The organism is Nonomuraea longicatena (assembly GCF_039525605.1).
Classification (GTDB): Bacteria; Actinomycetota; Actinomycetes; order Streptosporangiales; family Streptosporangiaceae; genus Nonomuraea; species Nonomuraea longicatena.
In genome coordinates this window covers 215,992-242,623 of record NZ_BAAAHQ010000011.1, presented here as the reverse complement: position 1 = coordinate 242,623, position 26,632 = coordinate 215,992, and the positions used below count along the sequence as shown (strand labels likewise).

Annotated in this window: 26 protein-coding genes and 1 pseudogene; 14 read left to right on the top strand and 13 right to left on the bottom strand. The window is 70.2% G+C overall.

Annotation, left to right across the window (positions count from 1 at the left end):
* Positions 1–85 precede the first annotated feature (85 nt).
* Positions 86–1,198, bottom strand: coding sequence for an alpha/beta hydrolase family protein (locus ABD120_RS13850; protein WP_343950244.1), 1,113 nt, complete (start codon positions 1,196–1,198; stop codon positions 86–88).
* 43 nt (positions 1,199–1,241) lie between these two features.
* Positions 1,242–1,613, bottom strand: a complete 372-nt coding sequence (locus tag ABD120_RS13845; RefSeq protein ID WP_343950243.1) for a nitroreductase family deazaflavin-dependent oxidoreductase — start codon at positions 1,611–1,613, stop codon at positions 1,242–1,244.
* 79 nt (positions 1,614–1,692) lie between these two features.
* Here ABD120_RS13845 and ABD120_RS13840 point away from each other — a divergent pair, with 79 nt between their 5' ends.
* Positions 1,693–2,331 (top strand): TetR/AcrR family transcriptional regulator, encoded by a 639-nt coding sequence (locus ABD120_RS13840; RefSeq protein WP_343950242.1) that lies wholly within the window; start codon positions 1,693–1,695, stop codon positions 2,329–2,331.
* On the opposite strand, the gene ABD120_RS13835 is transcribed toward ABD120_RS13840, so the two are convergent.
* Complete coding sequence (locus ABD120_RS13835) at positions 2,332–3,201, bottom strand: alpha/beta hydrolase family protein (RefSeq protein ID WP_343950241.1); 870 nt, start codon at positions 3,199–3,201, stop codon at positions 2,332–2,334.
* A gap of 88 nt (positions 3,202–3,289) precedes the next feature.
* Between ABD120_RS13835 and ABD120_RS13830 the strand changes: the two genes are divergently transcribed.
* Together ABD120_RS13830 and ABD120_RS13825 are read left to right on the top strand one after the other, a co-directional pair.
* Positions 3,290–3,850 carry a TetR/AcrR family transcriptional regulator gene (locus ABD120_RS13830; RefSeq protein WP_343950240.1) on the top strand — a complete coding sequence of 187 codons (561 nt, stop codon included), beginning with the start codon at positions 3,290–3,292 and terminating at the stop codon, positions 3,848–3,850.
* A gap of 35 nt (positions 3,851–3,885) precedes the next feature.
* Entirely contained in the window at positions 3,886–4,806 is a 921-nt protein-coding gene (locus ABD120_RS13825; RefSeq protein WP_343950239.1) for a beta-propeller domain-containing protein, read from the top strand.
* Positions 4,807–4,813: 7 nt separating this feature from the next.
* Here the strand turns inward: ABD120_RS13825 and ABD120_RS13820 are convergent, their stop codons facing one another.
* Positions 4,814–5,068 carry an alpha/beta hydrolase gene (locus tag ABD120_RS13820; protein WP_343950307.1) on the bottom strand — a complete coding sequence of 85 codons (255 nt, stop codon included), beginning with the start codon at positions 5,066–5,068 and terminating at the stop codon, positions 4,814–4,816.
* A gap of 500 nt (positions 5,069–5,568) precedes the next feature.
* Here ABD120_RS13820 and cas3g point away from each other — a divergent pair, with 500 nt between their 5' ends.
* The 5 genes from cas3g to ABD120_RS13795 all read left to right on the top strand — a co-directional run bounded on the left by cas3g (position 5,569) and on the right by ABD120_RS13795 (position 13,387).
* On the top strand, positions 5,569–7,971 hold the full coding sequence (gene cas3g / locus ABD120_RS13815) for a type I-G CRISPR-associated helicase/endonuclease Cas3g (protein WP_343950238.1): 2,403 nt from the start codon (positions 5,569–5,571) through the stop codon (positions 7,969–7,971).
* Complete coding sequence (gene cas8g1 / locus ABD120_RS13810; RefSeq protein WP_343950237.1) at positions 7,968–10,166, top strand: type I-G CRISPR-associated protein Cas8g1/Csx17; 2,199 nt, start codon at positions 7,968–7,970, stop codon at positions 10,164–10,166. The genes cas3g and cas8g1 overlap by 4 nt, the downstream gene beginning before the upstream one ends.
* Positions 10,163–11,086, top strand: coding sequence for a type I-G CRISPR-associated RAMP protein Csb1/Cas7g (gene cas7g, locus ABD120_RS13805; RefSeq protein WP_343950236.1), 924 nt, complete (start codon positions 10,163–10,165; stop codon positions 11,084–11,086). The genes cas8g1 and cas7g overlap by 4 nt, the downstream gene beginning before the upstream one ends.
* Before the next feature lies 1 nt (position 11,087).
* The gene (csb2, locus tag ABD120_RS13800) at positions 11,088–12,509 is read left to right on the top strand and encodes a type I-G CRISPR-associated protein Csb2 (RefSeq protein WP_343950235.1); all 1,422 of its coding nucleotides are present in this window, start codon (positions 11,088–11,090) and stop codon (positions 12,507–12,509) included.
* 620 nt (positions 12,510–13,129) lie between these two features.
* Positions 13,130–13,387, top strand: a complete 258-nt coding sequence (locus ABD120_RS13795) for a helix-turn-helix domain-containing protein (protein WP_343950306.1) — start codon at positions 13,130–13,132, stop codon at positions 13,385–13,387.
* Between the two features lie 17 nt (positions 13,388–13,404).
* On the opposite strand, the gene ABD120_RS13790 is transcribed toward ABD120_RS13795, so the two are convergent.
* Positions 13,405–13,926: a DUF4240 domain-containing protein gene (locus ABD120_RS13790; protein WP_343950234.1), complete on the bottom strand. Its 522-nt coding sequence runs from the start codon at positions 13,924–13,926 to the stop codon at positions 13,405–13,407.
* A gap of 145 nt (positions 13,927–14,071) precedes the next feature.
* Here ABD120_RS13790 and csb2 (ABD120_RS39780) point away from each other — a divergent pair.
* Positions 14,072–14,380: pseudogene (gene csb2, locus ABD120_RS39780) on the top strand (type I-G CRISPR-associated protein Csb2); the annotation flags it as partial.
* Positions 14,381–15,160: 780 nt separating this feature from the next.
* Here the strand turns inward: csb2 (ABD120_RS39780) and ABD120_RS13785 are convergent.
* Positions 15,161–16,783, bottom strand: a complete 1,623-nt coding sequence (locus ABD120_RS13785) for a helix-turn-helix domain-containing protein (RefSeq protein WP_343950233.1) — start codon at positions 16,781–16,783, stop codon at positions 15,161–15,163.
* A gap of 202 nt (positions 16,784–16,985) precedes the next feature.
* On the opposite strand from ABD120_RS13785, the gene ABD120_RS13780 reads away from it, so the two are divergent.
* From ABD120_RS13780 to ABD120_RS13770, 3 genes are all read left to right on the top strand, one after another.
* On the top strand, positions 16,986–17,441 hold the full coding sequence (locus ABD120_RS13780; protein WP_343950232.1) for a hypothetical protein: 456 nt from the start codon (positions 16,986–16,988) through the stop codon (positions 17,439–17,441).
* A gap of 152 nt (positions 17,442–17,593) precedes the next feature.
* On the top strand, positions 17,594–19,594 hold the full coding sequence (locus ABD120_RS13775) for a prolyl oligopeptidase family serine peptidase (RefSeq protein WP_343950231.1): 2,001 nt from the start codon (positions 17,594–17,596) through the stop codon (positions 19,592–19,594).
* Between the two features lie 23 nt (positions 19,595–19,617).
* On the top strand, positions 19,618–20,256 hold the full coding sequence (locus ABD120_RS13770) for a hypothetical protein (RefSeq protein ID WP_343950230.1): 639 nt from the start codon (positions 19,618–19,620) through the stop codon (positions 20,254–20,256).
* 4 nt (positions 20,257–20,260) lie between these two features.
* Here the strand turns inward: ABD120_RS13770 and ABD120_RS13765 are convergent, their stop codons facing one another.
* Positions 20,261–20,668, bottom strand: coding sequence for a PaaI family thioesterase (locus ABD120_RS13765; protein WP_343950229.1), 408 nt, complete (start codon positions 20,666–20,668; stop codon positions 20,261–20,263).
* Between the two features lie 162 nt (positions 20,669–20,830).
* Here ABD120_RS13765 and ABD120_RS13760 point away from each other — a divergent pair, with 162 nt between their 5' ends.
* Together ABD120_RS13760 and ABD120_RS13755 are read left to right on the top strand one after the other, a co-directional pair.
* Entirely contained in the window at positions 20,831–21,904 is a 1,074-nt protein-coding gene (locus ABD120_RS13760) for an aromatic ring-hydroxylating oxygenase subunit alpha (protein WP_343950228.1), read from the top strand.
* 10 nt (positions 21,905–21,914) lie between these two features.
* Positions 21,915–22,298 (top strand): hypothetical protein, encoded by a 384-nt coding sequence (locus ABD120_RS13755; protein WP_343950227.1) that lies wholly within the window; start codon positions 21,915–21,917, stop codon positions 22,296–22,298.
* Positions 22,299–22,570: 272 nt separating this feature from the next.
* Here ABD120_RS13755 and ABD120_RS13750 read toward each other — a convergent pair whose 3' ends face one another.
* The 6 genes from ABD120_RS13750 to ABD120_RS13725 all read right to left on the bottom strand — a co-directional run bounded on the left by ABD120_RS13750 (position 22,571) and on the right by ABD120_RS13725 (position 26,606).
* Complete coding sequence (locus ABD120_RS13750) at positions 22,571–23,290, bottom strand: VOC family protein (RefSeq protein WP_343950226.1); 720 nt, start codon at positions 23,288–23,290, stop codon at positions 22,571–22,573.
* Positions 23,291–23,301: 11 nt separating this feature from the next.
* Positions 23,302–23,862, bottom strand: coding sequence for a PadR family transcriptional regulator (locus ABD120_RS13745; protein ID WP_343950225.1), 561 nt, complete (start codon positions 23,860–23,862; stop codon positions 23,302–23,304).
* A 237-nt stretch (positions 23,863–24,099) separates the two neighbouring features.
* Entirely contained in the window at positions 24,100–24,876 is a 777-nt protein-coding gene (locus tag ABD120_RS13740) for an alpha/beta fold hydrolase (RefSeq protein ID WP_343950224.1), read from the bottom strand.
* 68 nt (positions 24,877–24,944) lie between these two features.
* Positions 24,945–25,181 carry a DUF1801 domain-containing protein gene (locus ABD120_RS13735; RefSeq protein ID WP_343950223.1) on the bottom strand — a complete coding sequence of 79 codons (237 nt, stop codon included), beginning with the start codon at positions 25,179–25,181 and terminating at the stop codon, positions 24,945–24,947.
* Positions 25,182–25,389: 208 nt separating this feature from the next.
* The gene (locus ABD120_RS13730; RefSeq protein ID WP_343950222.1) at positions 25,390–25,926 is read right to left on the bottom strand and encodes a dihydrofolate reductase family protein; all 537 of its coding nucleotides are present in this window, start codon (positions 25,924–25,926) and stop codon (positions 25,390–25,392) included.
* Between the two features lie 32 nt (positions 25,927–25,958).
* Complete coding sequence (locus tag ABD120_RS13725; protein ID WP_343950221.1) at positions 25,959–26,606, bottom strand: DUF998 domain-containing protein; 648 nt, start codon at positions 26,604–26,606, stop codon at positions 25,959–25,961.
* Between the last annotated feature and the right edge of the window lie 26 nt (positions 26,607–26,632).

The window sequence follows — 26,632 nt, the reverse complement described above, 5'->3', positions numbered from 1 at the left end:
GTCGGCGGCACGCCGGTACGCGGCGGCACGGTCCATGTTCTCAACTGTCCGCCGCCGCCGGACCGGTCAGCAGCGGCGAACGTCCTCAAAGCGCGGGCCGAAGGTCCCTTGCCGTGTGCTCCGCCAAGAATTCGGCGAGTTCTCGGCGCACCCGGGCCAGGCCGTGCCCCTCCGGCAGGGTGCCGAAGTTGAACACGTCGTCGGGGTCGCCGGGACCGCGCAGCCCCAGTGGTCCGGCCAGGGCGTCGAAGTCGGTGGCGGACATGTGGCCGGCGCCCTCCACCGTCGTACGCCGGCGGGGGCCGCGCAGCCTCGGCCACAGCGCGTCCCAGCCGGCCAGGACGTCCGGGTCGTCCGGGTCAGGCGGGGTCAGGCCGCACAGCAGCACCGGCAGGTCGAGGCCGGTGGACAGGACCTCGCCGTACAGGCTGCCGTCGAGCACCGCGACGGCGCACAGGCGGGGGTCGGTCCTGGCCAGTTCCGCGACCGCCGCGCCGCCCAGGGAGTGGCCGGCGGCGCCGATCCGGGCGGGATCCACGCGCAACGGGGAGCCGGGGGCGAGCAGACGGTCGAGGACGAGGCGGAGATCCGCGACGCGGGTGGGGAGGTAGCGGGTCTCCAGGTCGTCGCCGGGCTCGTGATGGGGGGCGAGGGTGCCGTCGGGGAACCGTACGGCGGCGGCGTCGTAGGGGTGGTCGACGGCCGCCACGAGGAAGCCGCGCGAGGCGAGGTCCTCGGCCAGCGCGGTGAGTCCCGCCGCGTACTCGCCGAGCCCGGGTGAGAGCAGCACGAGCGGAGCGGGACGGTCGCCCGCCGGAGGGCGGCGCACCGCGTGGACGCGTACGCCGGCCAGCGCGGCGTGCAGGTCCGGGCCGAACTCCTCCCCTTCCTCCGCCCACATCCCGAGCACATGCGCCGCGACCTCGGGCGGCAGGTATCCGGCCGGCAGGGCCGCCGGGTCCGGCTCGACAGCGCCCGGCTCTACACCGCCCGGCTCGGCCTCGCCGCCGCAGCCGACAGCGCCGACCGGTACTCCCCCGTCAACAGCGTCCGGCTCGACCGGGTACCAGAGCCGGGCCATCAGTTCCCGGTGGTGTCCTTGGCGCCAGGGGTCGGTGCGGTCCTCGTCGAGGAGCCAGAGGTCCTGGGTTCCGACCTGGTGCGGGCCGTGCGGCGAGGGAAGGGCGAGGGCGGTCATGACCGTCGATCCAACACCGGACGCCGGGGGCGGCGCGAGCGGATTACGTGGTGAGGTCCATGCGGAGGAACTCGGTGATGCGCAGCACCTTCGGCGGGCGCGACACCTCGGGGGGCAGGGCCTGGAACGCCTCGTCCGTGCCGACGAGGCGCGGGGCGGTGAGTCGCACCTCCTTCCCGCCGACCCGCAGGCGTGCCTGGTCGGCCGCCAGGACGTTCCGCACCCAGTCGGAGCGGGAACCGTACACGAGGACGAACAGGTAGCCGCCCTCGACGGGATGCGCGTCGAGCGGGGTGTGGTGCGTCGCGCCGGAGACGCGTCCGACGTGGATCAGCACCGGCCACTTGCCGCCCGCTATCGCGCGGGGGTTGAACACCCTCTTGTTCACGTGCCCCCACCAGATCGGCATCGGCATCGGGATCGCCTCCATTCGCGCTTACAGGCGTAAGGTTGGCTTACGCTTGTAAGGCTGTCAACACCCCGGGGAGCCCGCCGTGCCGCCACTCAGCAGAGACCTCGTCCTCGAAGCCGCGATCCGAGCCGCCGACCTCGGCGGCGTCGAGGCGATCACGATGCGGCGGGTGGCCCAGGAACTGGGCGTCGAGGCGATGTCGCTCTACCACCACGTGCCGAACAAGGACGCGATCCTCGACGGGGTGGTCGACCGGGTGTTCGCCGCCATCGAACTACCCGGTTCCGGGCACGGCGACTGGCGGGCGGCGATCCGCGCGCGGGCCCTGTCCGCGCGGGCGGTGCTGTCGCGCCACAGCTGGGCGCTCGGGCTCATGGACTCACGGCGCGACCCGGGGCCCGCGACGCTGCGCCACCACGACGCCGTGCTCGGCGTCCTGCGGCGGGCGGGGTTCACCCTGCCGATGGCCGCGCACGCCGTCTCGCTCATCGACAGCTACATCAGCGGGTTCGTCCTCCAGGAGGCGAGTCTGCCGATGGCTTCGCGGGAGGAGGTGACGGAGGTGGCGGGCGGCATCCTCGACGACCTGCCGGAGGACGGCCTGCCGTACCTCACCGAGTTGATCGTCGAGCACGCCCTGCGGCCCGACTACGATCACGCGAGCGAGTTCGACTACGGCCTCGACCTGATCCTCGACGCCCTCGAAGCCCGCCGGGGGTAGTTACTTGCTCCGCAGTTCTCCGAGGGGCGCCACCCCCTCCTGCCAGCCGGTGTCCTCCCCGTAGAGGGCGCTGCGCAGGAAGCCCGTCGAGAGCCGCTGGATCAGCGCGACGCGGGCGGGACTCTCGTCCGTCGTCTCCGCGACCTCGTAGCCGGGGACACCGCCCAGGGAGTGGTCCGCGCCGTACAACGTGAGCAGGCTCTTGTCCCCGGGGCTGTGGACGTAGGGGTCGGTGAACCAGTCCGGCCCGCGCGTGGACAGCCGCGACCGGTCGCGGTCGCCCGCGACGATGAGCGCGGGCGGGGCCATGTCGCCGAAGTACGGCCGCATGAAGGGGAAACGCTCGGCGGCGAACGGGGTCAGGTCGTCGCCCAGCCCGGCCAGGGCGAGCAGGACGCCCGCCTTGACGCGCGGGTCGGACAGGTCCTCGCCCGGACGGCCGTCGGCGTCGAGGATGCGGGCGCCCAGCAGCGTGCTCGCCGTCTGCGCGCCCCACGAGTGGCCCGCCACCGCGACGCGGCCTCGGTCGAGACGGCCCTTGAGCCCGGGGACCTCGGCCTCAAGGACGTCGAGCCCGTCCAGGATCCGCTTGAGGTCCTCGATGCGGAAGCGCCAGATACGCGGGGTGCGGGGGTCCTCGGCGGGGACGGCGAGGGTTCTGGAATCGAGGTGGGTGGGCTGGACGACCACGAAGCCGTTGGCCGTCCAGTGGTCGGTCAGCGGGGCGTAGCCGTTCATCGACCAGCCGAAGCCGTGCGAGAAGACGATGACGGGCAGATCGGCGCCGGTCGCGGGGGCCGACACGCGGACCTGGAGGTCCTCGCCTCGGCCCGGGGCGGGCAGGATGACCGGCTGGGTGGATGTCCACATGCTGCGCGACTCCTATGATGGTGAAACGGAACTTCGCTCCGAAACAATACGGAGCACTGTTCCGCTTTGCAAGCTCAAGGAGGAACAGGTGAACGACCAGGGCAGGCGCAAGGACGCCCGGCGCAACGAGCAGACCCTGCTGGAGGCGGCCTCGGCGGTGTTCGTCACCTCGGGCGTGGAGGCGCCGGTGCGCGACATCGCGGCCAGGGCCGGCGTCGGGATGGGCACGCTCTACCGGCACTTCCCGACCCGGGCGGACCTCGTCATCGCCGTCTACCGCCACCAGGTCGACGCCTGCGCCGAGGCCGGGCCCGCCCTGCTCGCCGCCGGCCCGACGCCCTATGCCGCCCTCACCCGGTGGGTCGAGTCGTTCGTCGACTTCCTGGTCACCAAGCACGGGCTCGCCGGGGTGATGCAGGCCGACAGCGCCGGGTTCGAGGCGTTGCACGCCTACTTCCTCGACCGGCTCCTGCCGGTGTGCGCCCGGCTTCTCGACGCCGCCGCCGCTTCCGGGGAGATCCGGGCGGAGATCGATGCCTACCAGCTCATGCGCGGCATCGGGAACCTGTGCGTCGGCGCCGAGAACGACCCCCGTTACGACGCCCGGCGACTGGTCGCGCTCCTTCTCGCGGGGCTCGAACGCGAGTGATCAACCTTTTCGAGCTTGCCGACATCTCACGAAACATGAGATTTCGTGGAACACTCGCGGTGCTCGTCGTCATCGGCTTGACCGCCGCCCCCGCCCATGCCGAGACACCGGCCACGATCGCCCACGCGCAGCGGACGGACGGGTGGCAACTCGTCCTCACCGACGGAAGCGTGGTGGACCTGCCCGAGGCCCTCACCGTCGCCCCCAAGAACGCACTGTCCGAGGGAGCTGACACGCCGCTCCTGATCAGCGGAGACGGGCGATACACCTTCTACTACCGCAAGAAGGACGGGCTGTTCGTACGGCGGGCCGTACACGGCACGGAGAAGGTGGTCACCAAGCACATCTCGGTCGATTCCATCGGCGAGCAGTGGCCGTTCATCTCATACGACGGCGATTATGTGGTCACCGGGACGTCGGCGCCGGGCCTCGGAGCCTTCGTCGACCTACGCACGGGCCGGAAGCCGCCGCCTCCGGAGAAGACGGACGCGTGGAGCTTCCACGGGTTCAGCCCGGACAGCGAACGGCTGGCGCTGAGCCGCGAGACGGACGGCCCCGTCGTGGTGTTCGATCGGGGGCTGCGCTCGCGGCTGCGGGCGAAGACGCGGTTGTACCCGGTGGCACTCGCCGGTGACTACCGCACGGCGGTGGCACTGGTCGGCAAATCCGACAAGTACCGCAAGCTGCGGCTGCTGGACCTGCGCACCGGCCGCGCCATCGGAGGCGTCGTCAACGTGCGACTGCCAGGTGGACAGTACATCGACGACGTCGACTTCGCCCGGGACGGGCGACTGGTCGTCCGCTCACGGACCGCCACCGGGGTGGCGGTCCACGAGGTCTCCCCGAAGACCGGCGCGGTGACACTGCTACGGGAGATCGAACGCCCGGACGTGCCGGTGTGGGTCCTCCCGGACGACACCGAGTACGCGCCGTGGGCGAAGCGGCCTCGAAAGTGAACTGCGGCTACCTTTCGCAGGTCAGGTTGGTCTTGGGGAGTACGCCTGAGGCCAGGTAGGCGTTGACCGCCTCGGTGACGCAGCGGTTGGGGTACATGCCGTAAAGACCGTGGCGGCGGACGTTCCGCAACGTGACCATGCGGGAGGCGGGCAGCGCGCGGTGCAGGGCGACGGCGCCCCCGTAAACGCTACGGGTGTCACCCGTGGACTGCACGATCATCGCCGGTCTGCCGTCACGGACCTCGGTGGGCGCGAAGCAAATTCAACTTCTCGTTGCTGTGGCTATCCCAGCAGAACCAACTTGAAGGCACCGGCACTCCGCTTGGCTCTGCTAGAGTACCCCCGCCGTGCTCACTCGAGCGTGGCGCACCTCCCCTCAGGCAGGAGGCACCAAGTGACGGCAAGTGAGTCCAACCGGAGCTATGGCGATCTGAAAGAGATCGTCGTATACGTGATCATCTTGGTAATTGTCTTGCGGGTCCTGGCAACACATGAGCTGGCCTTGGCAGTCGCCAGCCGTTAGCTGACGGTGTGGACGTCCGCCGCAGCGGGCGTCCACACCGCAATGGAGCCGACCGATAGAAGCCGGGCGCGACTGGGCAATCCGACGAGTGAACACACAGGAACGAGCCGCAATGGAGCTGCCTCAAGGAGGCAGAAGCGCCGCACAAGGACTCTACCAAGACCCAGCACACCTAGATTGTCGGTGCCGGCCGCTAGATTGCCGGTGCTTCGTAGGCGTCTCACGTACAGAGGTGTCCCGTGCCTTCTCGACCGCAAGACTTCGGCGGTTTTGTCGCGCGTGCGACCGAAGAGGGAGCTATCCCGTATCCGTATCAGGCGGAGCTTGCCCAGGAGGGTCTGCCGGAGCTGTTGCGGGTTCCGACCGGCGCCGGGAAGACGATGGCGGCGGTGTTGCCGTGGTTGTGGCGGTCCGAGAACTTTCCCGACGCCACGCCTCGGCGTCTCGTGTACGTCCTGCCGCTGCGGACGCTGGTCGAGCAGACGGCGGGAAAGGTGGCCGGGTGGTTGTCCGCTCTCGGGCTGCGGGCCTCCCCCGATCCCGAGGTGGCCACCCGGGAGGACGAAGTGGTTCTTCAGGTCCTGCTGGGCGGCGCCGACCGCAATGACGATCTCTGGCAGCTTGAGCCGGAACGCCGGGCCGTACTCGTCGGGACCCAGGACATGATCCTCAGCCGTGGCCTGATGCGGGGGTATGCGGAGGCGCGGGCCAGGTGGCCGATCTCCTACGCGTTGCTGCACACGGACACACAGTGGGTGTTCGACGAGACGCAGTTGCTGGGGCCCGCGTTGCCGACGAGCGCCCAGCTTCAAGGACTGCGCGACATCCTGGGTACGGCGGCGCCGACCAGAACCATGTGGATGTCGGCGACACTGAACGAGCACGGGCTGGCCACGGTCGACCATGACGTTTCGGCTCTGCGGACCGTCGAACTGTCACCGGCGGATCGGACCGGCGGTCTTGCCGTACGGCTGGAGGCGACCAGAACCGTCCAGCGGCTGGAACTGCCCGATGACGCCCAGGAGTATCCGGCGGCGCTGGCCAGGGAACTGGTCGATCGGCATCACGTCGGCACTCGGACCATCGCGGTGTTGAACACCGTCGAGCGGGCCACCTCCGTGTGCGAGGCCGTCCTGGAGATCGCCCCGCAGGCCGAGGTGGTGCTGGTGCACTCCCGGTTCCGTCCGGCGGAGCGTGGTCGGCTCATCGACCTGATCAGCGAGGATCCCCCTGAAGAGGGGCAGATCATCATATCGACCCAGGTCCTGGAAGCGGGTATCGATCTTTCGGCGCGGACGCTGGTGACCGAGGCGGCGCCCTGGAGTTCGATCGTCCAGCGGGCCGGGCGATGCAACCGGGGTGGCGAGTACGCGACGGCCGCCCTGCTGTGGTGCTCCCCGCCGGGCCGGGCCGCCGCCGCGCCGTACGAACGGGAGGACGTGGAGGCGGCGTCACAGGCGCTGGTGGAGCTGGAGGGGGCAGCGGTCACGTCCACCCGGTTGCAGCAGCTCCGGGTACGGCAGGCGCCGGAGCTGCACGCGGCCGTGCGGCGGCGTGATCTGCTGCAGTTGTTCGACACGATGCCGGATCTCAGCGGGGCCGACATCGACGTCAGCCTGTGGATCCGGGACGGTGACGACGGCGGCGTCTTCGTGGCGTGGCGCGACTGGTCGGCCACCGGCGGACGGCCCGCCGAGGACGAACCGTGGCCGCTGCGGCGAGAGCTCTGTCCCGCGCCGGTGGCCGATGTGCGGAGAAAGCACCTACGGCGGGTTTGGGTGAAGGATCGCGTTGACGGGGTGTGGCGGCAGGCGGCCCGCTCGGACGTCGTGCCCGGCGCGGTGCTGCTGGCGAACGCCGCCGGTGGCGGGTACGACCCGGTGCTGGGGTGGGCGCCGGAGAAGCGGGAGCCGGTCGAGGTGCTGGCTCCGGTGCGGGCCGTACCGTCGGAGGACTCGATCGGTGCGGACCCGCTGAGCTCGCACGGGCAGCCGTGGGTCACCCTGTCGCAGCATCTGCAGGACGTCGAACAGGAGGTCGTCCGTCTGTGCGGCGAGCTGCGGCTGCCGGGGTTGGACCACGGGCACCTCGGGGCCGCCGCGATGGCGGGGCGCTACCACGACCTCGGCAAATGCCATCAGGTCTTCCAGGAGACACTCAGACAGGTCGGCGAACCGACGGTCGAAGGGCTGCTGGCGAAGTCTCCGGGTGGGCGGATCCGGCACGCCCGGCCGTACTTCCGGCACGAGTTGGTGAGTGCGCTGATGCTGACCCATCCGTCCTGCCGGTTGCTGGACGGCGAGCCGGAACGCGACCTGGTCGTCTACCTGGCCGCCGCGCACCATGGAAAGGTCCGCCTGAGCGTGCGGTCGGTCGGGAACGAGTCCGCCGCCGATCCACCGACCATCCTGGGGGTCGCCGACGGTGATCGGACGCCGCCGGTGCCGGACGAGCGGGTGGGGCCGCTCACGCTGTCCACCGACGAGTTGCGGCTGGGGGCGGTCGAGGGGCTGACTTGGACGTCCCGGGCCGTGACGCTGCGGGACCGGCCGGATCTGGGGCCGTTCCGGCTGGCCTTCCTGGAGGCGTTGGTGCGCATCGCCGACATGCGCGTCAGCCGTGGGTATCGGGAGGGCCCATGAGCCGGATCGAGCTGCGCGGGTGCCGTGCCGAGGTGCTGGCCGGGCAGTTGCAGGCGCTCGGCCTGCTGCGCGTGGTGGCCGCGCAGGTCGATCCGTACGCGCGGCTGCACTGGCGCGGCGACGTGGCCGTGCTGGACACGACGCTGCGGGAGGAGGACCTGGCCTCGTGGCTGGCCCGCCTGTACGTGCCGACGCCGATCGTCTCACCGTGGAACTCCGGCTCGGGGTTCGCCGGCAACGGCAAGAGCCCGACCGCCGAGCAGACGTTGCAAGCCGTCCAGGATCTCGACGATGAGCGGTTGGCCCCGTTGCGCCGGGCCATCGCGGTCGGACGCCGGATCGTGGCCGAGGGGCGGCGCCTGGGCTGGGGTGGCAAGAAGGGTGAGCTTTGGGACAAGTCCCACAAGATCGATGTGATCCGGCTCTGCCGGAACCTCCTGCCCGATGACGCGCTGCCCTGGCTGGACGTCGCGGTCACACTGACCGTGGACGACGTGGCGTTCAACGCACTGGCCGGGACCGGCGGCAACTTCGGACGGCAGGACCTGTCCGCCACCTACTACGACCGGCTGCGGCGGCTCATGGGGCCGAAGGCGGATCCGGCCCAGAGCCACAGGTGGGCGGCGGCGGCGCTGTACGGCCGGGAGGACGTGGCGTATCTACGCGACACCGTCGGCCAGTACGACCCGGGGCGGGCGGGCGGCATCCACTCCGCGGCCGACGACAACGATCGGGGCTTCGCCAACCCCTGGTCGTTCGTGCTGGTCATGGAGGGGACGCTGCTGTTCGCGAGCGCCGCGGTACGACGCAACGGCGTCGGCGGCGCCGGCGAGGCGAAGCCGTTCTTCACCCGGTCGACTCCGCTCGGGCACGGCAGCGCGGCCGAGTCCGAGCCGGTCAAGGGCGAGCAGTGGGTGCCCGTCTGGGACCGTCCGGCCGGTGCCGCCGAGGTGGCCCAGCTGATCGGCGAGGGACGGGCGCAGTGGCGGGGCCACCAGGCGGTCTCGGGGCTGGAGTTCGCGATGGCCCTGGCCTCCTTGGGCGTCGACCGAGGGCTGACCGCGTTCCACCGGTTCGTAATCGCCGAACGGCTGGGGCAGAACCCGCTGGCCGTCCATGCCGGGAAGATCGCCGTCGTGGCGCGTCCGGAAGAGGCGTTGCTGCGCGAGCCGTACCGGTGGATCGAGCAGGTCCGCAGAGCGGACCCGCCCGGCGAGGTCGCCACGGCGCTGCGGCGGGTCGAACGCGAGATGTACGCGATTGCGGCGGGGCAGGGGCGGGCGGCGCTCGGCCGGTTCGTGGTCGAGTTCGGACGGTTGCACGAACAGGTCGGCCGGTCGGGGCGCATGCGCAAGGAGATCGCGCCCTACCTTCCGAACGAGCGGGCAGATTGGCTGACGGCGCTGGACGACGGCTCGCCTGAGGTCTGGCTGGCCGCCGCGTTCGCCGCCCTGAGGGACGGCACCGGGACGAGCGGCCCTGAGATCCGGGCCCTGCTCACCCGGGTGACCGGCAGGAGCTGGCAGGACGCACCCGGCAGCGGAGTCGATCTGTACGGCCCGACGCTGGCGCGGGCACTCGCCGCAGCGCACCGGGTCCGGGCGCTCACACCCCCCGAAGCGCCGGATGACGACGGGCGCGCGGCCTCCACGGTCCGGGGCGCGCAGACGGGTTATGCGCGCGGGCAGCGGGTTCCGCCGGGCTTGGTCGCCGCGTTCGTCGCGGCCTTCGTTCGCGACGAGCTGATCGCCGACCACCTGCGGGGACTGCTGGCGCTCGGGTGCCGTCCCGGCGCCGCCGCCTGGCCGCAGCAGGATCGGCTGCTGCCCGATTGGACGGTCTCACTGCTTCTGCCGTTCTTCGGCACCGGCGTCCTGACCGTCCAAGTGCGCGACGAGCGCAGCGGCGAGGACCGTCACCACGCGGTTGAGCTCGCGCCCGGCCCCGGCTGGGCCGCCCGGCTGGCCGCCGGGCATGTGGACGGCGTGGTCAGGGAGGCGTTACTGCGGCTGCGCATGGCGGGGCTGCGACCACGTGTCCCCAGCCCGCCACCGTCCCGGGTGAACGGCGCCCGCCTGGCCGCCGCCCTCCTGCTGCCGGTCACCCGGCGGGCCCGAGAGCGGTCCCTCACGCGGATCTGCGTCGCCGAGCTCGTCGACCAAGCCGTTTCCGATACCGAAGGAGTGCCCGCGTGATCCCCCTGGACCAGCCGCGCCTGCGTTTCACCGTCCACCTGCGGCCCGTGCTGGGATCGACCTTCCAGCCGACGAGCTTCCCCGACGTCGGCGCGGCCAAGTTCAGCCGGGCGGGCAGCGGGGACAGCCTGCTGGTGGAATCCGTGCAATCCATGGCCAATCGACTGGAGGCCACCGCGTGGGACCGGGCCGAGCGTCGGCCCGCCGCGCTGGTGGCCGCGCTGCCGTACGTGCGGGTGTGCCGGCGGGACGATCCCGACGGGTATCTGACCTCCTCGCGCGAGGAGGCCCACCGGCTCGCGTCGGCGTTCGTCCGCGATTCCACCCTCGACGGCAGGCCCATGCTCGACGTCATCCGTGACCGGCTCGGGCTGGTCAAGGACACGCCGCTCGACTATCCCCGGATGGCCCGCGCCGTCTGGGAACTGGACCCGTTCTGCCTGCTCCACGGCGTGTTCTTCAGCCACAAGTCGTGGCTCGGGCAGCCCCGGTTCACCCGCGCGGTGTCCTCGGTCATCGAGGCGTACGACGTGCGCGAGGTGTTCAGCGGCGGGCGCAAAGCCGACCACGTGCGCCACCAGCTCGTCGCGGGCGAGAGCGGCACCAGCGAGGGGTACGGCTCGATCCCCTTCCACCGGGTGGAATGGACCGCTTCGGAGATCAAGGCGATGTTCGTCGTGGACGTCGATCTGCTGCGCTCGTACGGCCTCGGCGCTGACGTCACCGAGTTGCTGACGCTGCTCGCGCTCTGGGAGATCCGCACCCTGCTCGCGCGCGGGCTGCGGCTGCGCACCGCGTGTGACCTGGAGGTCGTCGAGCAGCCGAAGGACCTGCCCGACGTGGTCGCGCTGGAGTCGCGCATCGCCGCGCTGGTCGGCGACGTCGGCGCCGAGCCGGTCACCGTCCTGTGGAAGAGCTGACATGGCCGTCGTCCTGGCCGTCCACTTTCCCTGGGGCCGATATCACGCCACCCCGTGGGGGCGGTACGTCAACGAGGGGGTCGTCGAGATCCCGCCCTCGCCGTGGCGGCTGCTGCGCGCCCTTTATGCCACGTGGCGCATGCGGGTGCCGGAACTGGAGGAGCGGGTCGTGCATCCGTTGCTGGCCGCGCTCGCCGTGCCGCCGTCGTACCGGCTGCCGCCGTACCGGATCGCGCACTCCCGTCATTACTATCCCGACGCCCGGCATCGCAGCGGATCCACCAGCTCGGACAAGGCGATCGACGCGTTCGCCGTCCTGGACGGCGACCAGACCGTGTACGCCGTCTGGCCGGTTGAGCTGGACCCCGAGCAGCGGGAGGCGTTCGCGCGGCTGGCGAAGTCCGTTCCTTACCTCGGGCGGGCCGACTCCACGTGTGAGGCGCGGGTGCTCGACCGGGTGCCGCCGGAGGCCGCCGGCCACGGCGCCGCCGTACCGGTCGGGCTGGACCTCGACGCCGTCGCCCCGCACCAGCAGCAGGCCGAGCTGCTGTGTCCGAGCCTGCCGCTCGACCTGGACGCGCTGCTCCAGCGACCGGCCGACGTCCGCGCGGCCAAACTGCTCTACCCTCCGGGAGCCCACAAGATCGCCTACGCGGTGCCCGCGCCGTCGGAGCCGCGCCGGACGGCGGTACGGCCTCGGGCGGAGGTCACCGTCGTACGGTTGACCGTCCACGGTCTGCGGCAGCCGCGCCTCGCGCACGCGGTTCCCCTGATGGACGCGCTGCGGGGAGCCTGCGTCAAGATGCTCACGCGTGGGAGAGGGGCGGGCGAGAGCCTGCTCGCCGGCAAGTCCGCCGAGGGCGTACCACTCACCGACGCGCATCGACATGCGCACTTTCTGCCGTACGACGCTGACGGGGACGGGCGAATCGACGAGATCGTCGTCTGGACACCGGGCGGGTTGAGTACTCGGGAACTCGACGTACTCGACGCGCTGGGACGCCGAAGCGTCGGGGTCCCCGAGGGCGTGACCGGACCACGCAACCTCCAGGTCCTGCTCACCGGCGCCGGAGGTGAAGAGTTGCTGCCCGACGACTGGGTAAGGCCAGCTCGCCGCTGGCGCTCGGTCACACCGTTCGTACCCTCACGTCACCGCAAGCCTCGCTGGAACGTCGGAGACTTTCTACTCAGGGAGGTGGAGCGGGAGCTGACCTATCGCGGTAGACCATCAGCTGCTTTGATCGTCCAGGAGCAGACTGAGCCGCGCTTCGCCACATTCGTCCGACGCCGCTGGCGAGACCCCAGCTCCACTGGCACTCGTGCTGGGCACGCCCTTGAACTGGAGTTCCCGGAACCTGTATCCGGCCCACTCGCCCTGGGCCACCTCTCCCACTTCGGCCTGGGCCTCTTCAAATCGCTCTGACCAACCACAGCCACTTGACAACAGAAAACCAACAACGGTCACCCGTTCAGGGGCGCCACCCACTTCGGAACCCGAAGCTCACACGGTTTCCCCGGGAGGTTCCAAACCCCAAACACCCCGCTTCATGTACAAACCACCCGACCACTCCGCCATCCGCCGTCGCCATAAGGCCGTTTACCAACGTCACGGACACCTCCATCCGATCCCAAAGGTCGGACTCCATTGCGGCCCCCGCGCCAGCGGCGTTGTAGACGCCGACAGTGCTCGGCCTCCATCCGATCCCAAAGGTCGGACTCCATTGCGGCGCCTACACCGGGTCCGGCCGCCCGCGCGAATTCTGCGCCTTCATCCGATCCCGAAGGTCGGACTCCATTGCGGCCAGAGCCTCGCCGCTGGAGTTCGTCGTCTCCTCAGCCTTCATCCGATCCCAAAAGTCGGACTCCATTGCGGCACCGGGTAGGCGGACTGGTGTGCCTCGGTCTCGCTGCCTCCATCCGACCCCATAGGGGGACTCCATTGCGGCCACGACATTCTCGGGATTCTCCTCAGCCTGGAGGCACTGTCCTCTATCCGACCCAAGGTCGGACTCCATTGCGGCGGCGGACAGGAAGACCGAGGTGATGGGTCGGCCCGGTGCCGGAGCGGCCTATGAGGCGGCCAGGATCCGGTGCGAGCTGGGTGAGGCCGTGCGGGTGCGGCGTGAGGGGCTGGGGCTGACGCAAGCCGAAGTGGCGGAGCGCACGGGGCTGAAGCAGTCGGCGGTGGCGCGGTTCGAGGCAGGCGGGACCATGCCGCCCATCCCCATGTTGGAGCGCCTGGCAGAGGCTCTGGGGATGCGGCTCAGCGTCGAGTTCCGGCCGCTGCGTGAGGCCGGTTGATCATGTCCGGTCCGGTGTCAGGACGCCCAGCCGACGGGGTTGCTGGCCGATTCGCGGGAGATGCCTGAGCCGGTGTCGGGGAAGGAAGCGAAGCGCCGGTGGTGGAGGCGGGAGAAGAAGTAGGGCATGTCCTCGCATTCGCCGTCCGGCACCGCCATTCTCGGGTCGCGGGCGACCGCGCTGTAGAAGTCGCGGCCCAAGGCGACGATGAGGCCGCGTGCGTACAGGAAGCCGTCGTCGGAGCCGTCGGTCACCTCCTGGATGTCGGCTCGGTCGATGTCGTACAGCTTGCGCTCGATCACCCGGTCGAGGCTCACCAGGTCGGCGGCCGGGAGTTCGCGCGTCAGGTCGGCGAGCTGATCGAGGAAACGCGGCAGCATGGAGTCGACCAAGCCCAGGGCCTGGTTGTTCCACACGTCTTCGGCCGGGTCGCGGCGGGCGAGCGCCTGCCGGGCCTCGGTCGCCGACGGGCCGAGGGGCGCCCACGCCGCCTCCACCAGGGCCCAGAAACGCTCTTCGTCTCCCGCCGGGAGCATCATCTCCGCCACCTTCCCCGAGCCGGATCCTCCGGCTGCGGCGACCAGCAAAGCAGGCGGCACCGACAGAATCGGCGACACTGAGAGGGTGCGTTCCCTCTCGCGTTCGTCGCGCTGATCGTGTTGTCCGGCTGCGGCTCCGGCTCGGCGCTGGCGGTCGGCCACACCGTTCGTATCCTCACGTCACCGCAAGCCTCGCTGGGACGTCGGAGACTTTCTACTCGGGGAGGTGGCGCGGGAGCTGACCTATCGCGGTAGACCGTCACATGATTTGATCGTCCAGGAGCAGACTGAGCCGCACTTCACCATGTTCGTCCGACGCCGACGGCGAGACCCCAGCTCCACTGGCACTCGTGCCGCACATGCCCTTGAACTGGAGTTCCCGGAACCCGTCTCCGGCCCACTCGCCCTGGGCCACCTCTCCCACTTCGGCCTGGGCCTCTTCGAATCGCTCTAATCAACCACAGCCACTTGACAACAGAAACCGACAACGGTGACCCCTTCAGGGGCGCCACCCACTTCGGAACCCGAAGCTCACACAGTTTCCCCGGGAGGTTCCGAACCCCAAACCCCCCGTTTCATGTACAAATCACCCGCCAACCCCGCCATCTGCCGTCGCCACACAGCCGTTTATCAACGTCACAGACACCTCCATCCGATCCCAAAGGTCGGACTCCATTGCGGCCGCTGCTCCAGTAGGCGTCCGGGCCCTGCCCCGCGCCCTCCATCCGATCCCAAAGGTCGGACTCCATTGCGGCGCGGTGTCGTCGATCACCAGGGGCGCGCCCTCGGCCTCCATCCGATCCCAAAGGTCGGACTCCATTGCGGCTCCGTCACGGGAGGCGACAGCCTCTTGTCCTCGGATCCTCCATCCGATCCCAAAGGTCGGACTCCATTGCGGCCTGCCCGACTGGGTGGAGGCGATCACCCTGCCGCTGCCTCCATCCGATCCCAAAGATCGGACTCCATTGCGGCTCCGGGCTCACCCACGAGGCGTGGAACGGCGACGGTTACTCGCTCAGGCGCCCTTACCTGGACGAGTCCGAGACCAGCTACCCCGACCAGCCCTGGGTCTACAACCGGACGCCGGAGGGCCGCCGGATCAGCGAGCCGAGGGAGTACACGCAGACGCTGAGCCGGATCGTCAACAGCCTGGTGGAGGCGGGTTTCACGCTGCGGCACCTGTCCGAGGTCGGCAGCGGGCTGCCGGGCGCGGAACCGGGCAGTTGGCAGCATTTCACGACGGTGGCCCCGCCGTGGCTGGAGTCCGTGTGATGAGCACCGGCCGGGTGCCGATGTCGAGGAAGTCGCCGGGTGAGATCGGCGTGGAAACGCCGTCGAGGCGGTGGAGGCGGGCGGCGCCCGGTGGGGCCGGGGTCGAGGCGGTGCCCGCGTGGGTCCAGCGTACGACGGCGTCCTGCTGCCGCCCTGAGGCGTCCGGGACGGTGAACTCGCACTGCCACACGTTGGCGGGCAGCCGGATCGCCGCGCCCTTCCCGCAGGCCCGCACCCGGGCGCGGGCCAGCCATCGCTGCAGCTGCTCGACCGCGAGCGCCGCTTTGGTGGGCGCCCCGCCGACGGCCTGGAGCACGATCGGCAGGTTCGGGTTGCCCCAGGCGTAGAAGTAGGTGCGCTGCAGGTTCCCGCTGGCGCTGCCGTAGATGCCGGCCAGGAAGAAGCGCACCGCGTGGTCGATCGCGCGGGCCTCGTCCAGTGGGTGTTCCAGGACGAGGTCGTGGGTGGTGCCGGTGCTCCAGATCGGCGGGTGGACGCCCGCGCCGTGCATGATCTTGTAGGCGGAGTCGAGGATCGACAGTACGGTCTCCGGCGGATCGGAGGCGATGCGCTGGTGCAGCTTGACAGCGGCCACGTCGCAGTGGGCGTAACCGCCCGCCTCGGCGAACCTGCGGAGCAGGTCGCGGCCCTCGTCGCTCCACAGGCGTCCCATGCCGGGGCAGACCACGACGGCTTTCGGGTCGGCCTGCCGGATGGCGCGGCTCGCCACCCTGGTCAGCTCGACGAGCGACGCCGTGTCCCCGGCGTAGTAGCGGCGGTCGTTGCCGTTCGGCCACAGCTCGTACGCCTCGATCCGGCCCCGGTACCGCTCGGCGAGCGTGCCGACGAACCTCTCCCAATGCCGCAGATCGTCGGGGGCGGCGGCCCGCGAGCCGTCGGGGTAGGCCATGCGCGGCGCGTCGGGGGCGGCCCACGCGGGGGTGCCGCCGAGGACGAACAGCGCGGGCAGCCCGGCGCGGCGCGCGCTGTTGACGAGGCGGTCGGTGGCACTCCAGTCGTACTCGCCCGGACGCGGTTCGATCTGGGTCCATCGGCTGTGGCTGTCCCAGAAGCGCACCGATCCCACCCGGAAGCCGGGCACCTCGCCGGTGTTGCTGTTCACGGTCACGCCGAATCTGGTGGGTTCCACGGGTTTGGGGGCGATGACCCAGCTCGGGCCGCTGACCCACTGCGTCGGAGCGGCCTCGGACGGGCCGCCTGGCGGGCCCGTCGCCGCCAGCAGGAGCGCCACGGCCGCGACGCGCAACGCCCTGCCGCGCCGTACCGACCTGCGGGCCGGCGCGAAAGCGCCGACCTCGGGATCGGCGCGAACGGCGGGATCGGCCGGCTCAGTGGGGGCGGCGGGATCGGCAAGCTGAGTGGGCTCGGGGTCCCGGTCGGCGAGCCAGGCGCGGGTGAGCTCCACGATCTCCTGGTCGGTGGCGCCGCAGGCGCGGGCGATGCGCGTGAGGACGGCGGCGTCGGGGATCCGCGCCTTGCCCGTGCAGTAGCGGTGGAGCGTCGAACTGCTGAGGTAGGTCTTCCTGGCGAGGTCGGTGTAACTCTGTCCGCTGCGTTTCTTCAAGCTCTGCAGAAGCGTCGAATGAGCCATCGCCAGTTATGATCCCAGGCCGTTCCGCGCGGCGGCAGTCCCGTCCCAAGACCTCTCGGAACTCGCAGGTCAGGGGCTGGGAAGCGTCCCATCCGTCCCATTCGCCCGAGCAACTGTTGAGCGGCGGGCCGAGCGCGCCCCACGGTGGTGGCCGAAGACCGGACGGGGAGGGAACATGAGAATCATCACGATCATGATCACCATCGGGGTACTGGGGCTCCCGATGGCGACGACCGCCCACGCGGAGGCGGGCACCTCGGTGGCGTCGCCGGACGACTGCGACGGCAACGGCGTCATGGGCAGGTTCCGCGCCGTGGGGTCGGGCGCGTCGTTCGACTACCGGGGGCGGCGGGTCGAGTTGCAGAACGAGAGCATCTTCGACCGGTACAGCCGGGCGGAGATCAAGTCGGGGCGGCAGTCGGGCGACCGCGTGTGGGTGGACCGCAGTCACCGGCGCTTCCCCGCCGACCGGAAGGGCATCATCGGGCGGACGGAGGCCGAGGCACGGGGGTGGAAGCAGTGCGGCCCGTTCACCTGGCGGACGCAGTCGGTCTTCAACAACTACTACGCCGCGCGTGCCTGCGCCCGGATCGGCGGGACGAGCAAGTGCGGCAAGTGGTACCTCGACTGACCTGCCCAAGGCGCGCCCGCTACCTCGGCGGGCGCGCCTTCGCGCTGCGACATCTGTCGGAATCCGCACTCGCTGATCACGACGATCGTCCACGGTCGACGGCGACACCTCATCGGTAGCGTGCCGGAAGGACCAGTTCCCGAGGGTGTGACGTGCGAGGAGTACACATGAGCGACCCGTACGAGTGGCTGCGCGAGGACACCGAGGAATCCCTGGCCTGGCAGGAACAGGAGGACGAGGCCGCGCGCTCCTATCTGCGCGATTGGCACCATTTTCCGAGGGTGCACGCCCAGGTCGCGGCCGCCGCCGCCTTCGACAGCCTGGGGGCGGGCGCTCCGCGCCGCCTCGGCGGCCGGTGGTTCCGGATGGGCCCGGTGGAAGCGGGGCAGCCGGAGCAGGGGGTGTGGGTCTCGGACTCGGCGGACGACCCGGGCAGGCTGCTCGTCGATCCCCGCGACGACGACCACGCGCGTGACGGCAGGCCCGCGCAGCTCGTCTGGTTCGAGCCCAGCCCGGACGGCGACCGCGTGGTCTTCGGCCTGTACCACGGCGGCCGGCCGATCGGCCCGTTGCGCGTCGTGGACACCGGAACCGGCCGCCCCCTGCCGCTCGCGTCTCACCCGCATCTGCTCTCCGGCGCCGTGCCCGGCTGGCTGCCCGACGGCAGCGCCTTCTACGTGTGCGACCGGTCGGAGGGCGGCGAGCACCGCGTCTGGTACATGGAGGGTGAACAGCGCGAACTGGTCCACGAGATCGACCCCGGTGGGCTGCCCGGCTCGCCGTCCGGGCTCACCCCGCAGGTGTCGCCGGGCGGCACCTGGGTGATCACGCTGTCCGGGCAGCACGAGCAGGCGGCCACACACGTCGGCGACCGGCGGACCGGCACGTGGCGGCCGTTCCTGCCGCCCGGGTACGCGGGCGAGTGCCACGGCGTCTGGTACGACGAGGACACCTACCTCGCCGTGGTCACCGGGGACGCGCCGCGCGGGCGGCTGGTCGCCATTCCGGTCGCCACTTCGACCGACGAGTGGACCTGGCGCGAACTCGTCCCCGAGTCCGACGCGGTGCTGCGCTGCGTCACCAAGGCCGGCGACCGTCTCGTCCTGTGCGACGTCGTGGACGCGGCCATCGGCTTCCGGCTGTTCACCGTCGAGGGCGAGCCGCTGGGCCGGATCCCGCTGCCGGGCATCGGCAGCTCGCCGACGGCCTTGATCTTCCGCCGGTTCGACCGCTCCGACGTACCGGTGTTCTCCTTCAACACCTTCGTCGAGCCGACGGCCGCCTACCGGGTCGAGGGGGACGAGCCGATCGCGGTGGGCCGGGCCCGGCCGGGTCTGGCCGGGATGACGGTCACCAGGCGTTTCGCGACCGGCCGCGACGGGACCCGGCTGCCCTGCTTCGTCATCCACCGGAAGGACCTGGACCTCGACCGCCCGCAGCCCACGCTCGTCAACGCCTACGGCGGCTTCAACGTGGCGTGGCTGCCGCGCTACCTCGGCGACTACGCGCCTTTTCTACAGGCGGGCGGGATCTATGTGCACGCGGTGCTGCGGGGCGGCGCGGAGTACGGCCGCGACTGGTACGAGCAGGGCAGGCTGGCCGGCAAGCAGACCACCTTCGACGACCTGTACGCCGTGGCGGAGGACCTGATCGCGGCCGGGCTGTCCGAGCCCGGCCGGCTGGCGTTCCACTCCTCCAGCCACGGCGGCCTGGTCGCCGGCGTGGCCCTCACCCAGCGCCCCGACCTGTGGCGGGCGCTGGTCGCCGAGGTACCGCTGTTCGAGATGCTCAGGCCGCTCACCCACGGCCACCGGGACGTCTACTCGGTCTTCCACGAGGACTACGGGGACGCGGACCAGCGGGAGGACGCCGCGATCATCCGGAAGTACTCCCCGTACCACAATGTCCGGCCGGGGACGGCCTACCCGGCGATCCTGCAGGCGTTCGGCGAGCACGACCTCGGGTGCCAGCCGTTCCACGGGCGGATGTTCACCTCCGCGCTGCGTCCGGCCAGCACCTCCGGGCACCCGGTCATGCTCAGGGTGTGGAAGGGGGCCGGGCACACCCCGCTGGACGGCGCCGAGGCGATCGAGCGTTACTCGGAGATCGTGTCCTTCCTCATGCGCGAGCTCGGCATGACGCCGGTGGACTGAAGGGCGCGACTAGCCTGCGAGGCATGGCATCGGAGCTCCAGCGACTGGTCGACAACCTCGGGACCCGGCTCGGCCGGTCGGTGGCGCTCGACGACCCCAACCTGCGGCTGCTCGCCTACAACTCGCACACCGGGGAGACGGACGACGCCCGGGTCGAGTCGATCATGCGCAGGAGTGTGCCGGCCGAGCTGGTGGCGCACGTCAGGGCCGGCGGCGCGGCTCGGGCCACCGGCCTGTTCACCGTACCGGCCCGGCCGGAGCTCGGGCTGCGGGTGGCGCGCGTGGGCATGCCGGTCCGGTACGAACACAGTCTCCTCGGCTTCCTGTGGCTGCTCGCCTCGGACGGCCCGGTGACCGGCCAGGACGCGGCGGCGCTGCGGCGGGCGGCGGAGAACACCGCGCGCGTACTGCACCGGGACTTCCTGCTCGGCGAGCTGAGCAGGGGACGCGAACGCGAGCTGGTGCGCGACCTGATCTCGGCCGACGAACGAGTGCGCGGCGACGCGGCGCATCGGCTGATCGAGGAGGAGCTGATCACGGCCGGGCCGGTGCGCACGCTGGTGGCGACCGTGACGCACGAGGCCGGTCAGCCGCTGGGCGAGCGCGAGCGGCTGGCCCTGCATCTGGGGCTCAAGGTCGCCCGGCTGATCGAACTGCGCTGAGCCGTCAGGACCCGGCGGGCACCACGGTCCCCTGGGCGATGGCGCACAGTTTCTCCAGGCCGTCGGCGACGACGTAGATCTCGCACTGGCACACCGCCTGCCGTTTTCCGACGCTTTTCGCGGAGGAGCGGCCGACGAGCACCTCGCCGACCGCCGGCTTCAGATAGTTGATCTTAAATTCGGACGTCAGCGCGTTGCCGCCCAGTGCCAGGCCGCCGGCGAAGGTGATGGAATTGTCGGCGATATAGCTGATCACGCCGCCGTGCACGAACCCGTGCTGCTGCTTCAGGTTGTCGGCGATCGGAATTCTGATTTCCGCGCTGGTGGCGCCTATTTCGGAGAGCTGTGCCCCGATGAACTGGCTGAACGGCTGAGATGCGAACACGTCACGCGCGAACTGCTGCAGGTCCATTCATGCTCCCATAACCGAGATGCCCATTGACGGCGACCGCACACCGTGATTCAATCCACCAAGATCATACACCATCAGCGAGAGTGTGCGGTGAAACAACGAGAACAGATCGACACCATGCGGAAACTGTTCGCACTCAGGGAACAGGACCGTAATGAAGAAATGCTCGGCAAAGTGGTCCGGGTACCCGTCTCCAATTACACCTCGACCGAGATCTTCGACCGGGAGATGGAGAAGGTCTTCCGCACCCACCCCCTCGTGGCCGGTCACGTCTCCAGCCTGCGCGAACCCGGTTCCTACCTCCTGAGCGACTGGAACCGGCTGCCCTACGTCATCGTGCGCGACAAGGAAGGGCGGTTACGCGGCTTCCTCAACCAGTGCCGCCATCGGGGCGCGCGGCTGGTGTCCGGCGAGGAGAAGCAGCTCAAGGCGTTCGTCTGCCCGTTCCACAACTGGGTGTACGACCTGGACGGCACGCTGCGGTCGATCACCCGCGAATACAACTTCCCCGGGCTCGACCGCCGTGAGTACGGCCTGAAGGAGCTTCCGGTCGCCGAGGCGGGCGGGCTGGTCTGGATCCACCCCACGGCGGAGGCCGACCTCGACCTCGCGGCCTACCTCGGGCCCATGCTGGACGACCTGGTGGACTTCCAGGTCGACGGCCTGGTGCGCTACCGGAAGTCCAAGGTGATCAAGCAGGCCAACTGGAAAATGCTGATCAAGACCTATCTTGAGGGGTACCACGTCCCCTATCTGCACCGCACGACGCTGTCGAAGATGTTCAGAAAAGGCGTGCTGGCGCACACGGAACACGGCCCGCACATCCGGATGATCGCCGCCCGGAGCAATATCGAAGAGGCGCGGGGGTCGGATCCGGAGACCTGGCGGATCCTCGAATACGCCTCGGTCTATTACGTGCTCTTCCCGAACACGTTCTTCATCATGCACCCGGACTACGTGTCGATCAACATCTTCCATCCGGAGGGGCCGGACCGGACCATCTGGACCCACGAGATGCTGTACCGCGAGCCGGATTTCCCCGGCGAGCGCGGCGAGGCGGGTCTCGCAAAACGCTTCGAGTTCACCAACGACGCCGTTTTCGACCAGGAGGACTTCGCCGTGGCCGAGAACGTGCAGCTGGGCCTCGTGCACGGTGCCAACGAATTCCACACCCTGGGCCTGGAGGAAGGACTGCTCGCCATCTTCCAGGGCAGCGTCGACGACCGGCTGACATAGGGTCGCACGCATGAGATCGCTCTCGGCCGCCCTCTGCGCGGTCCTCCTCGCCACAGGGTGCGGGACGATCCAGGAGGCCGGGAACCTCCTGGATCGGGCAGAGGCGTGCGCGAAGGCGACCGAGATCGCCGACGGCCTCGTGTCGAGGCTGCCCACGCTGACCGGCGACCCCGCCGCAATGCGCAAGGCACTCGACGAGGCCGCCGGGCGGCTGCGGACGATCGGCGTCGAGTCCGGTGACCCGGGCTTCGACGACGTCCTGGGCGGCCTGGCCGAGACGTACAAGAGCGCCGTGGTCACCGACGCGGCCTCGGCGGCGTCCGCCGCCGAGCAGGTCCGCGCCGGGACCGCGACCCAGCTCCGGGTGATCAGCCGGTCCTGCGGCGACTCCTGACTAGAACCTTTGGTCCTCACCGGCGGCCGGCGACGGAACCGTCTTCGTGGGCAGCGACGACAACCACGTGTACGCACTGTGGGCCTGACCCCGCCGCACCCATGGCCGCCACTCCGCCCGCCCTCGGCCGATGCGGAAACCGGCCGCACCACAGGGCACCCGGCCGAGCCCTGATCGTGCACGGCCACGGACACCATCGCCTGGCCGTCACGCCCGCCTCAGCCACATGCGCGCGCAGCCGCTCGGCGACCCCGTGCAAGCGCCGTACCCGGTCAGAGACCCAGCACGGCCGCGAGGTCGTCGATGGCCGCCAGGGGCTGGGCGAGTTGCTCGCGTTCCGCCTCGGTCAGGGTGAGGGCGCGCGCCCGGGTCAGGGCGTGCCCGGCGGCGGCGTGGTCCTCGGCGCGGACGGCGAGCTCGGCCCGGTAAACCAGCGCCTCCAGCAGCTCGGCCGCCGACGCGGTGTCCTTGTCCCGCTCCAGGGCACCGTCCAGGATCTCGGCCGCCCGCCCGTGATTGCCTTTGGAGTCGCCCATCACGACCGCGCGGTCCAGCGAGGTGGTGAGCCTGCTCGTGGCCTCCTCCTTCTCCGGCAGGGGGCGGGCGGCCGTGAAGCGGATCCAGTTGCCGCCGGGGTCGATGACGGCGAAGCCGGAGTGGTTGCCGTCGTTCTTCCGCCTGCGTGGCCGGGTCATCCGGGGGATGCCGGAGACCAGGAGCTTGCCGTGCGCCGCGCGCATGCCCTCGGCGAACGCCTCGAACAGCTCTCCGGTGTCCGGCACGACGATCGCGCAGGTCCCGTAGGAGTCTTCGGGCTTGAACGCCTCCGGCATGCCGAAGAAGCCCAGCTGAAGATCTTCGCGCTTGAGCAACACGTACGGGTTCGGACGGACCTGGTAGTAGATCCGGTGGAAACCGAGCATCGTGTAGAAGTCGGCCATCTCGTCGATGGAGCGGCAGGGAAGCAGCGGTATGGCGATCTCGTCGGCCATCGGGGGAACTCCTATTCGCCGGTCATGGTGAACGCGCCCTCTTCCAGGCGGCGGATCATCCGGTCGGTCCACTGGGCGCCCGCGTCGGCGGTGCTCAGCCACAGGGACAGCACCTCACCGACCGGGCCCCAGGTCGCCAGATCCGCGTCCTCGGGCAGATGCGCGGTGATGCTCGCGCGCCACTCGCGCATGGCGCGGGCTCGCTGGCGCAGCAACTCCAGGGCCCGCTCCCGGGGAAGGTCCTCGATGAGGCCGACGGCGGCGCCCAGCACGTCCAGGCTCGGCTCGCGGGCGGCCAGCGCCTGACCCAGTAGGTCGAGGTACTCCCGCTCGCCCTGCTGGGTCAGTTCGTACTCGATCCGTGGCGGCCCCCCGGCCTCGGAGGCGACCGTCTCGTGCGTTACCAGCAGGCCCTGACCGGCCATGCTCTTGAGCGCGTGATAGACCGAGCCCGAGGTGGCGGTCGACCACTCGTGCGCGCCCCACGACTCCAGATCCGCGCGAACCTGGTAGCCGTGGGCGCGCCCGCGCCTGCGCAGCGCGCCCAGCACCAGCAGCCGTACCGGCTTCATCGAACCCTCCCGATCTTCACTAGCCAAATTTGGCTAGCTGCCATGCGCAGCGTACCGCACCAACATGGAGGAAATCGGCGATGCGGGCGCGCTTCACCTCGGCGGCCAACACGATGCCGGGAGATCTTGGCGGTGACCTCCGGCTTTCCGGGTGAGTGCAACAAGCCGCGATCCCGCCTGGTCGGAAGACCGGACGGGATCGCGGCACAGCCGTTCGGCTGTCGTGTGAACGGCGGATCAGGAGAAGAACTCGGCCAGCACCGGAGCGATGGCCGCCGGCTGGACGTCGTGGGTCTGCCCGGCGAGAACCGTGTGGCGGGCGTCGGGAAGTGTCTGGGTGAGCTTCTTGGCGGCTTGGGTCATCCATGGGGTGGTGCCGCCTTCGAGGACGAGTGTCGGCACGGTGACCTTGTGCAGCTCCGCGGGGATGGAGAAGTCGCCGGTGATGATCGAGTCGTAGACGAGGGTGTGGGCGATGCGTTCCATGCCGGGCCACATGGGCAGGTCGTGCATGGGGGTGACGAACTCGGCGGGCATGCCGACCGCGTCGATCATGAAGGAGTCGAGCATGTCGCCGCGGCGGCCTTCGGCCAGGAGCTTCTCCAGGTTCTGCCGGTAGTCGGCGCGGACCGGCGGTCGGCTGCCTTCGAGGATGAACGGTGCTTCCCAGAGGGCGAGCCGGCCGATGTCGGCGCCCCACGCGGCGGCTTGGAGGGCGAGGACGGCGCCGCCGGAGGAGCCGTAGACCCCAGCGTTCCCGCCCGCCTCCGTGATGAGTGCCTGCAGGTCCTCGTACTCGCGCTCGCGTGCGTAGGGAGCGGTGTCGCCGCTGTCGCCTCGGCCGCGCCGGTCGTAGTTGAAGACGGTGAAGTCCTTGGCGAGGAGTTCGGCGATCCCCGCCAGGGCCCAGCGGTCGGTCGGCCCGGCGGCCATCATGATGATGACGGGGCCGCTGCCGGAGCGGTCGTAGGCGATCTGGGTGCCGTCCTTGGAGACGACGGTGTGGAGGCTCATGTTCGGTTTCCTTCAGGGTTGAGTGCAGCGGATGTCTCGGTACGGTCGTACGTCAGCGGTTTGCTGGGTCAGCTTCCGGCTGTCGCTTCCATGGCTCGTGCCTGGTGCAGCCACTCGGCGAACAGGTCGGCGTCGATGTCGGCGAGGGAGCGGAGCTTGACCCCGGCCATCCCCCGGCCCCCGGCGTCGAGTCGGCCGGACGGGTCGGTCAGCGTCTGGCCCTTCCAGAAGCCGAAGGTCACGTAGGAGGGGTAGGCCTTGACGTAGCAGATCGGGGACTTGCCGGGCTTTCTCCCGCGCTCCACACCGGGTGTCCCTGGTAGAGGGCACCGGCTCCGGGGAGAGCCGCCTCGATGATCGGCAGGAGCTGGTCGGTGATCTGCCGCTGTGTCTCGGGCAGGGCGTTGAGGTAGTCCTGCACGGAGTCGAACTTGGCCATGGGTATCGGTCCTTTCCTGGAGAGGTCGTGCGTCTCAGCGACCATGGGAGACACGCCGTGAGGATGCCGGTGGGTCAGGCGGGCTGGTAGGTCAGGTCCAGCACGCCGGTGGCGAAGGCGGTGGATCGGGTGAGCTTGAGGGGCACCCGGCCGGTCTCTTCGGTGAACAGCCGCATCCCGGTGCCCAGCACGATCGGGTGCACCTGCAGCCGTAGTTCGTCGATGAGCCCGGCTTGCAGCAGGCTGCGCGTCAGGCTGATGCTGCCGACGAGGACGATGTTCCCGCCCGGTCGCCCCTTGATCTCCTTCAGGGTCGTGACGACATCGCCGTCGATCACGGTGGTGTTGTTCCAGTCGGAGGTGTCCAGGGTGGTCGAGGCGACCAGCTTGTGGATGCCGTTGATCGCGTCGGCCAGTTCGCCGCTGCGGTGCGGCCAGGACGCGGCGAAGGTCTCGTAGGTCGTCCGTCCCATCAGCAGGATGTCGGCCTCGGCGTACATCTGGCCGACCGCGGCCGTCATCTCCTCGTTGAGGTAGGGGAAGTGCCATTTCTCGGGTGCTTCCACGACTCCGTCCATCGAGACGAACAGCCCGGCGACGATCTTTCTCATGGTTTCTCCTCTGGGGTGATGTGGTGGGTGATTCAGGCGGACTTGCGGAGATGGGCGGCGACCAGGGAGATCCAGCCCATCGCGATGACGACGCCGGTGGCGAGCGTCACCGAGCCGGCGTGCCCGCCGGTGATCGCCCAGCCGTCACCGACGATCACGGCCGCACCGGCCAGGCGGGAGAGGAGGGCCATGCCTCGGGCGCCGGCACGGGTGAAGTACCGGCCGAGGATGAAGCACACCGCGGCGAAGGCGAGGAACGTCACCGACCCCGCCACCATGTGCAGGACGGCGTGCCAGCTCATCTCCGCCGGCGGCCCGGCCGGTGTGCCCACGGGGAAGCCGTAACCGGCGTCCACGACGAAGACGCCCGCTCCGATCATTCCGATCCCGGCGATCCGGGTCAGGCGCGGTACCCAGGTGGCGCCGGGCTTGCCGTGCAGGGCCTTGCGGAACCCGAGGGAGCCGGCGATGAGCAACGGGCCGACGATCAGGAAGTTGGCGATCTGGATCCACCCGAGCGAGCCGGTGGCGAGCTGGCTGAAGGGGTGGCGGACCAGGTCGAAGCCCTCGCGGGTGAACGCCTGCGTCAGCGCGAGGACGGTCCAGACGGGCATGGCGGCCGCCGCGGCGGTGAGCAGCGTGCGGGTGGAGGCGTTGCCGCGGGTGATGGTGGTGGTCATGTTCCCGGTTCCCTTCGTGGTTCTGC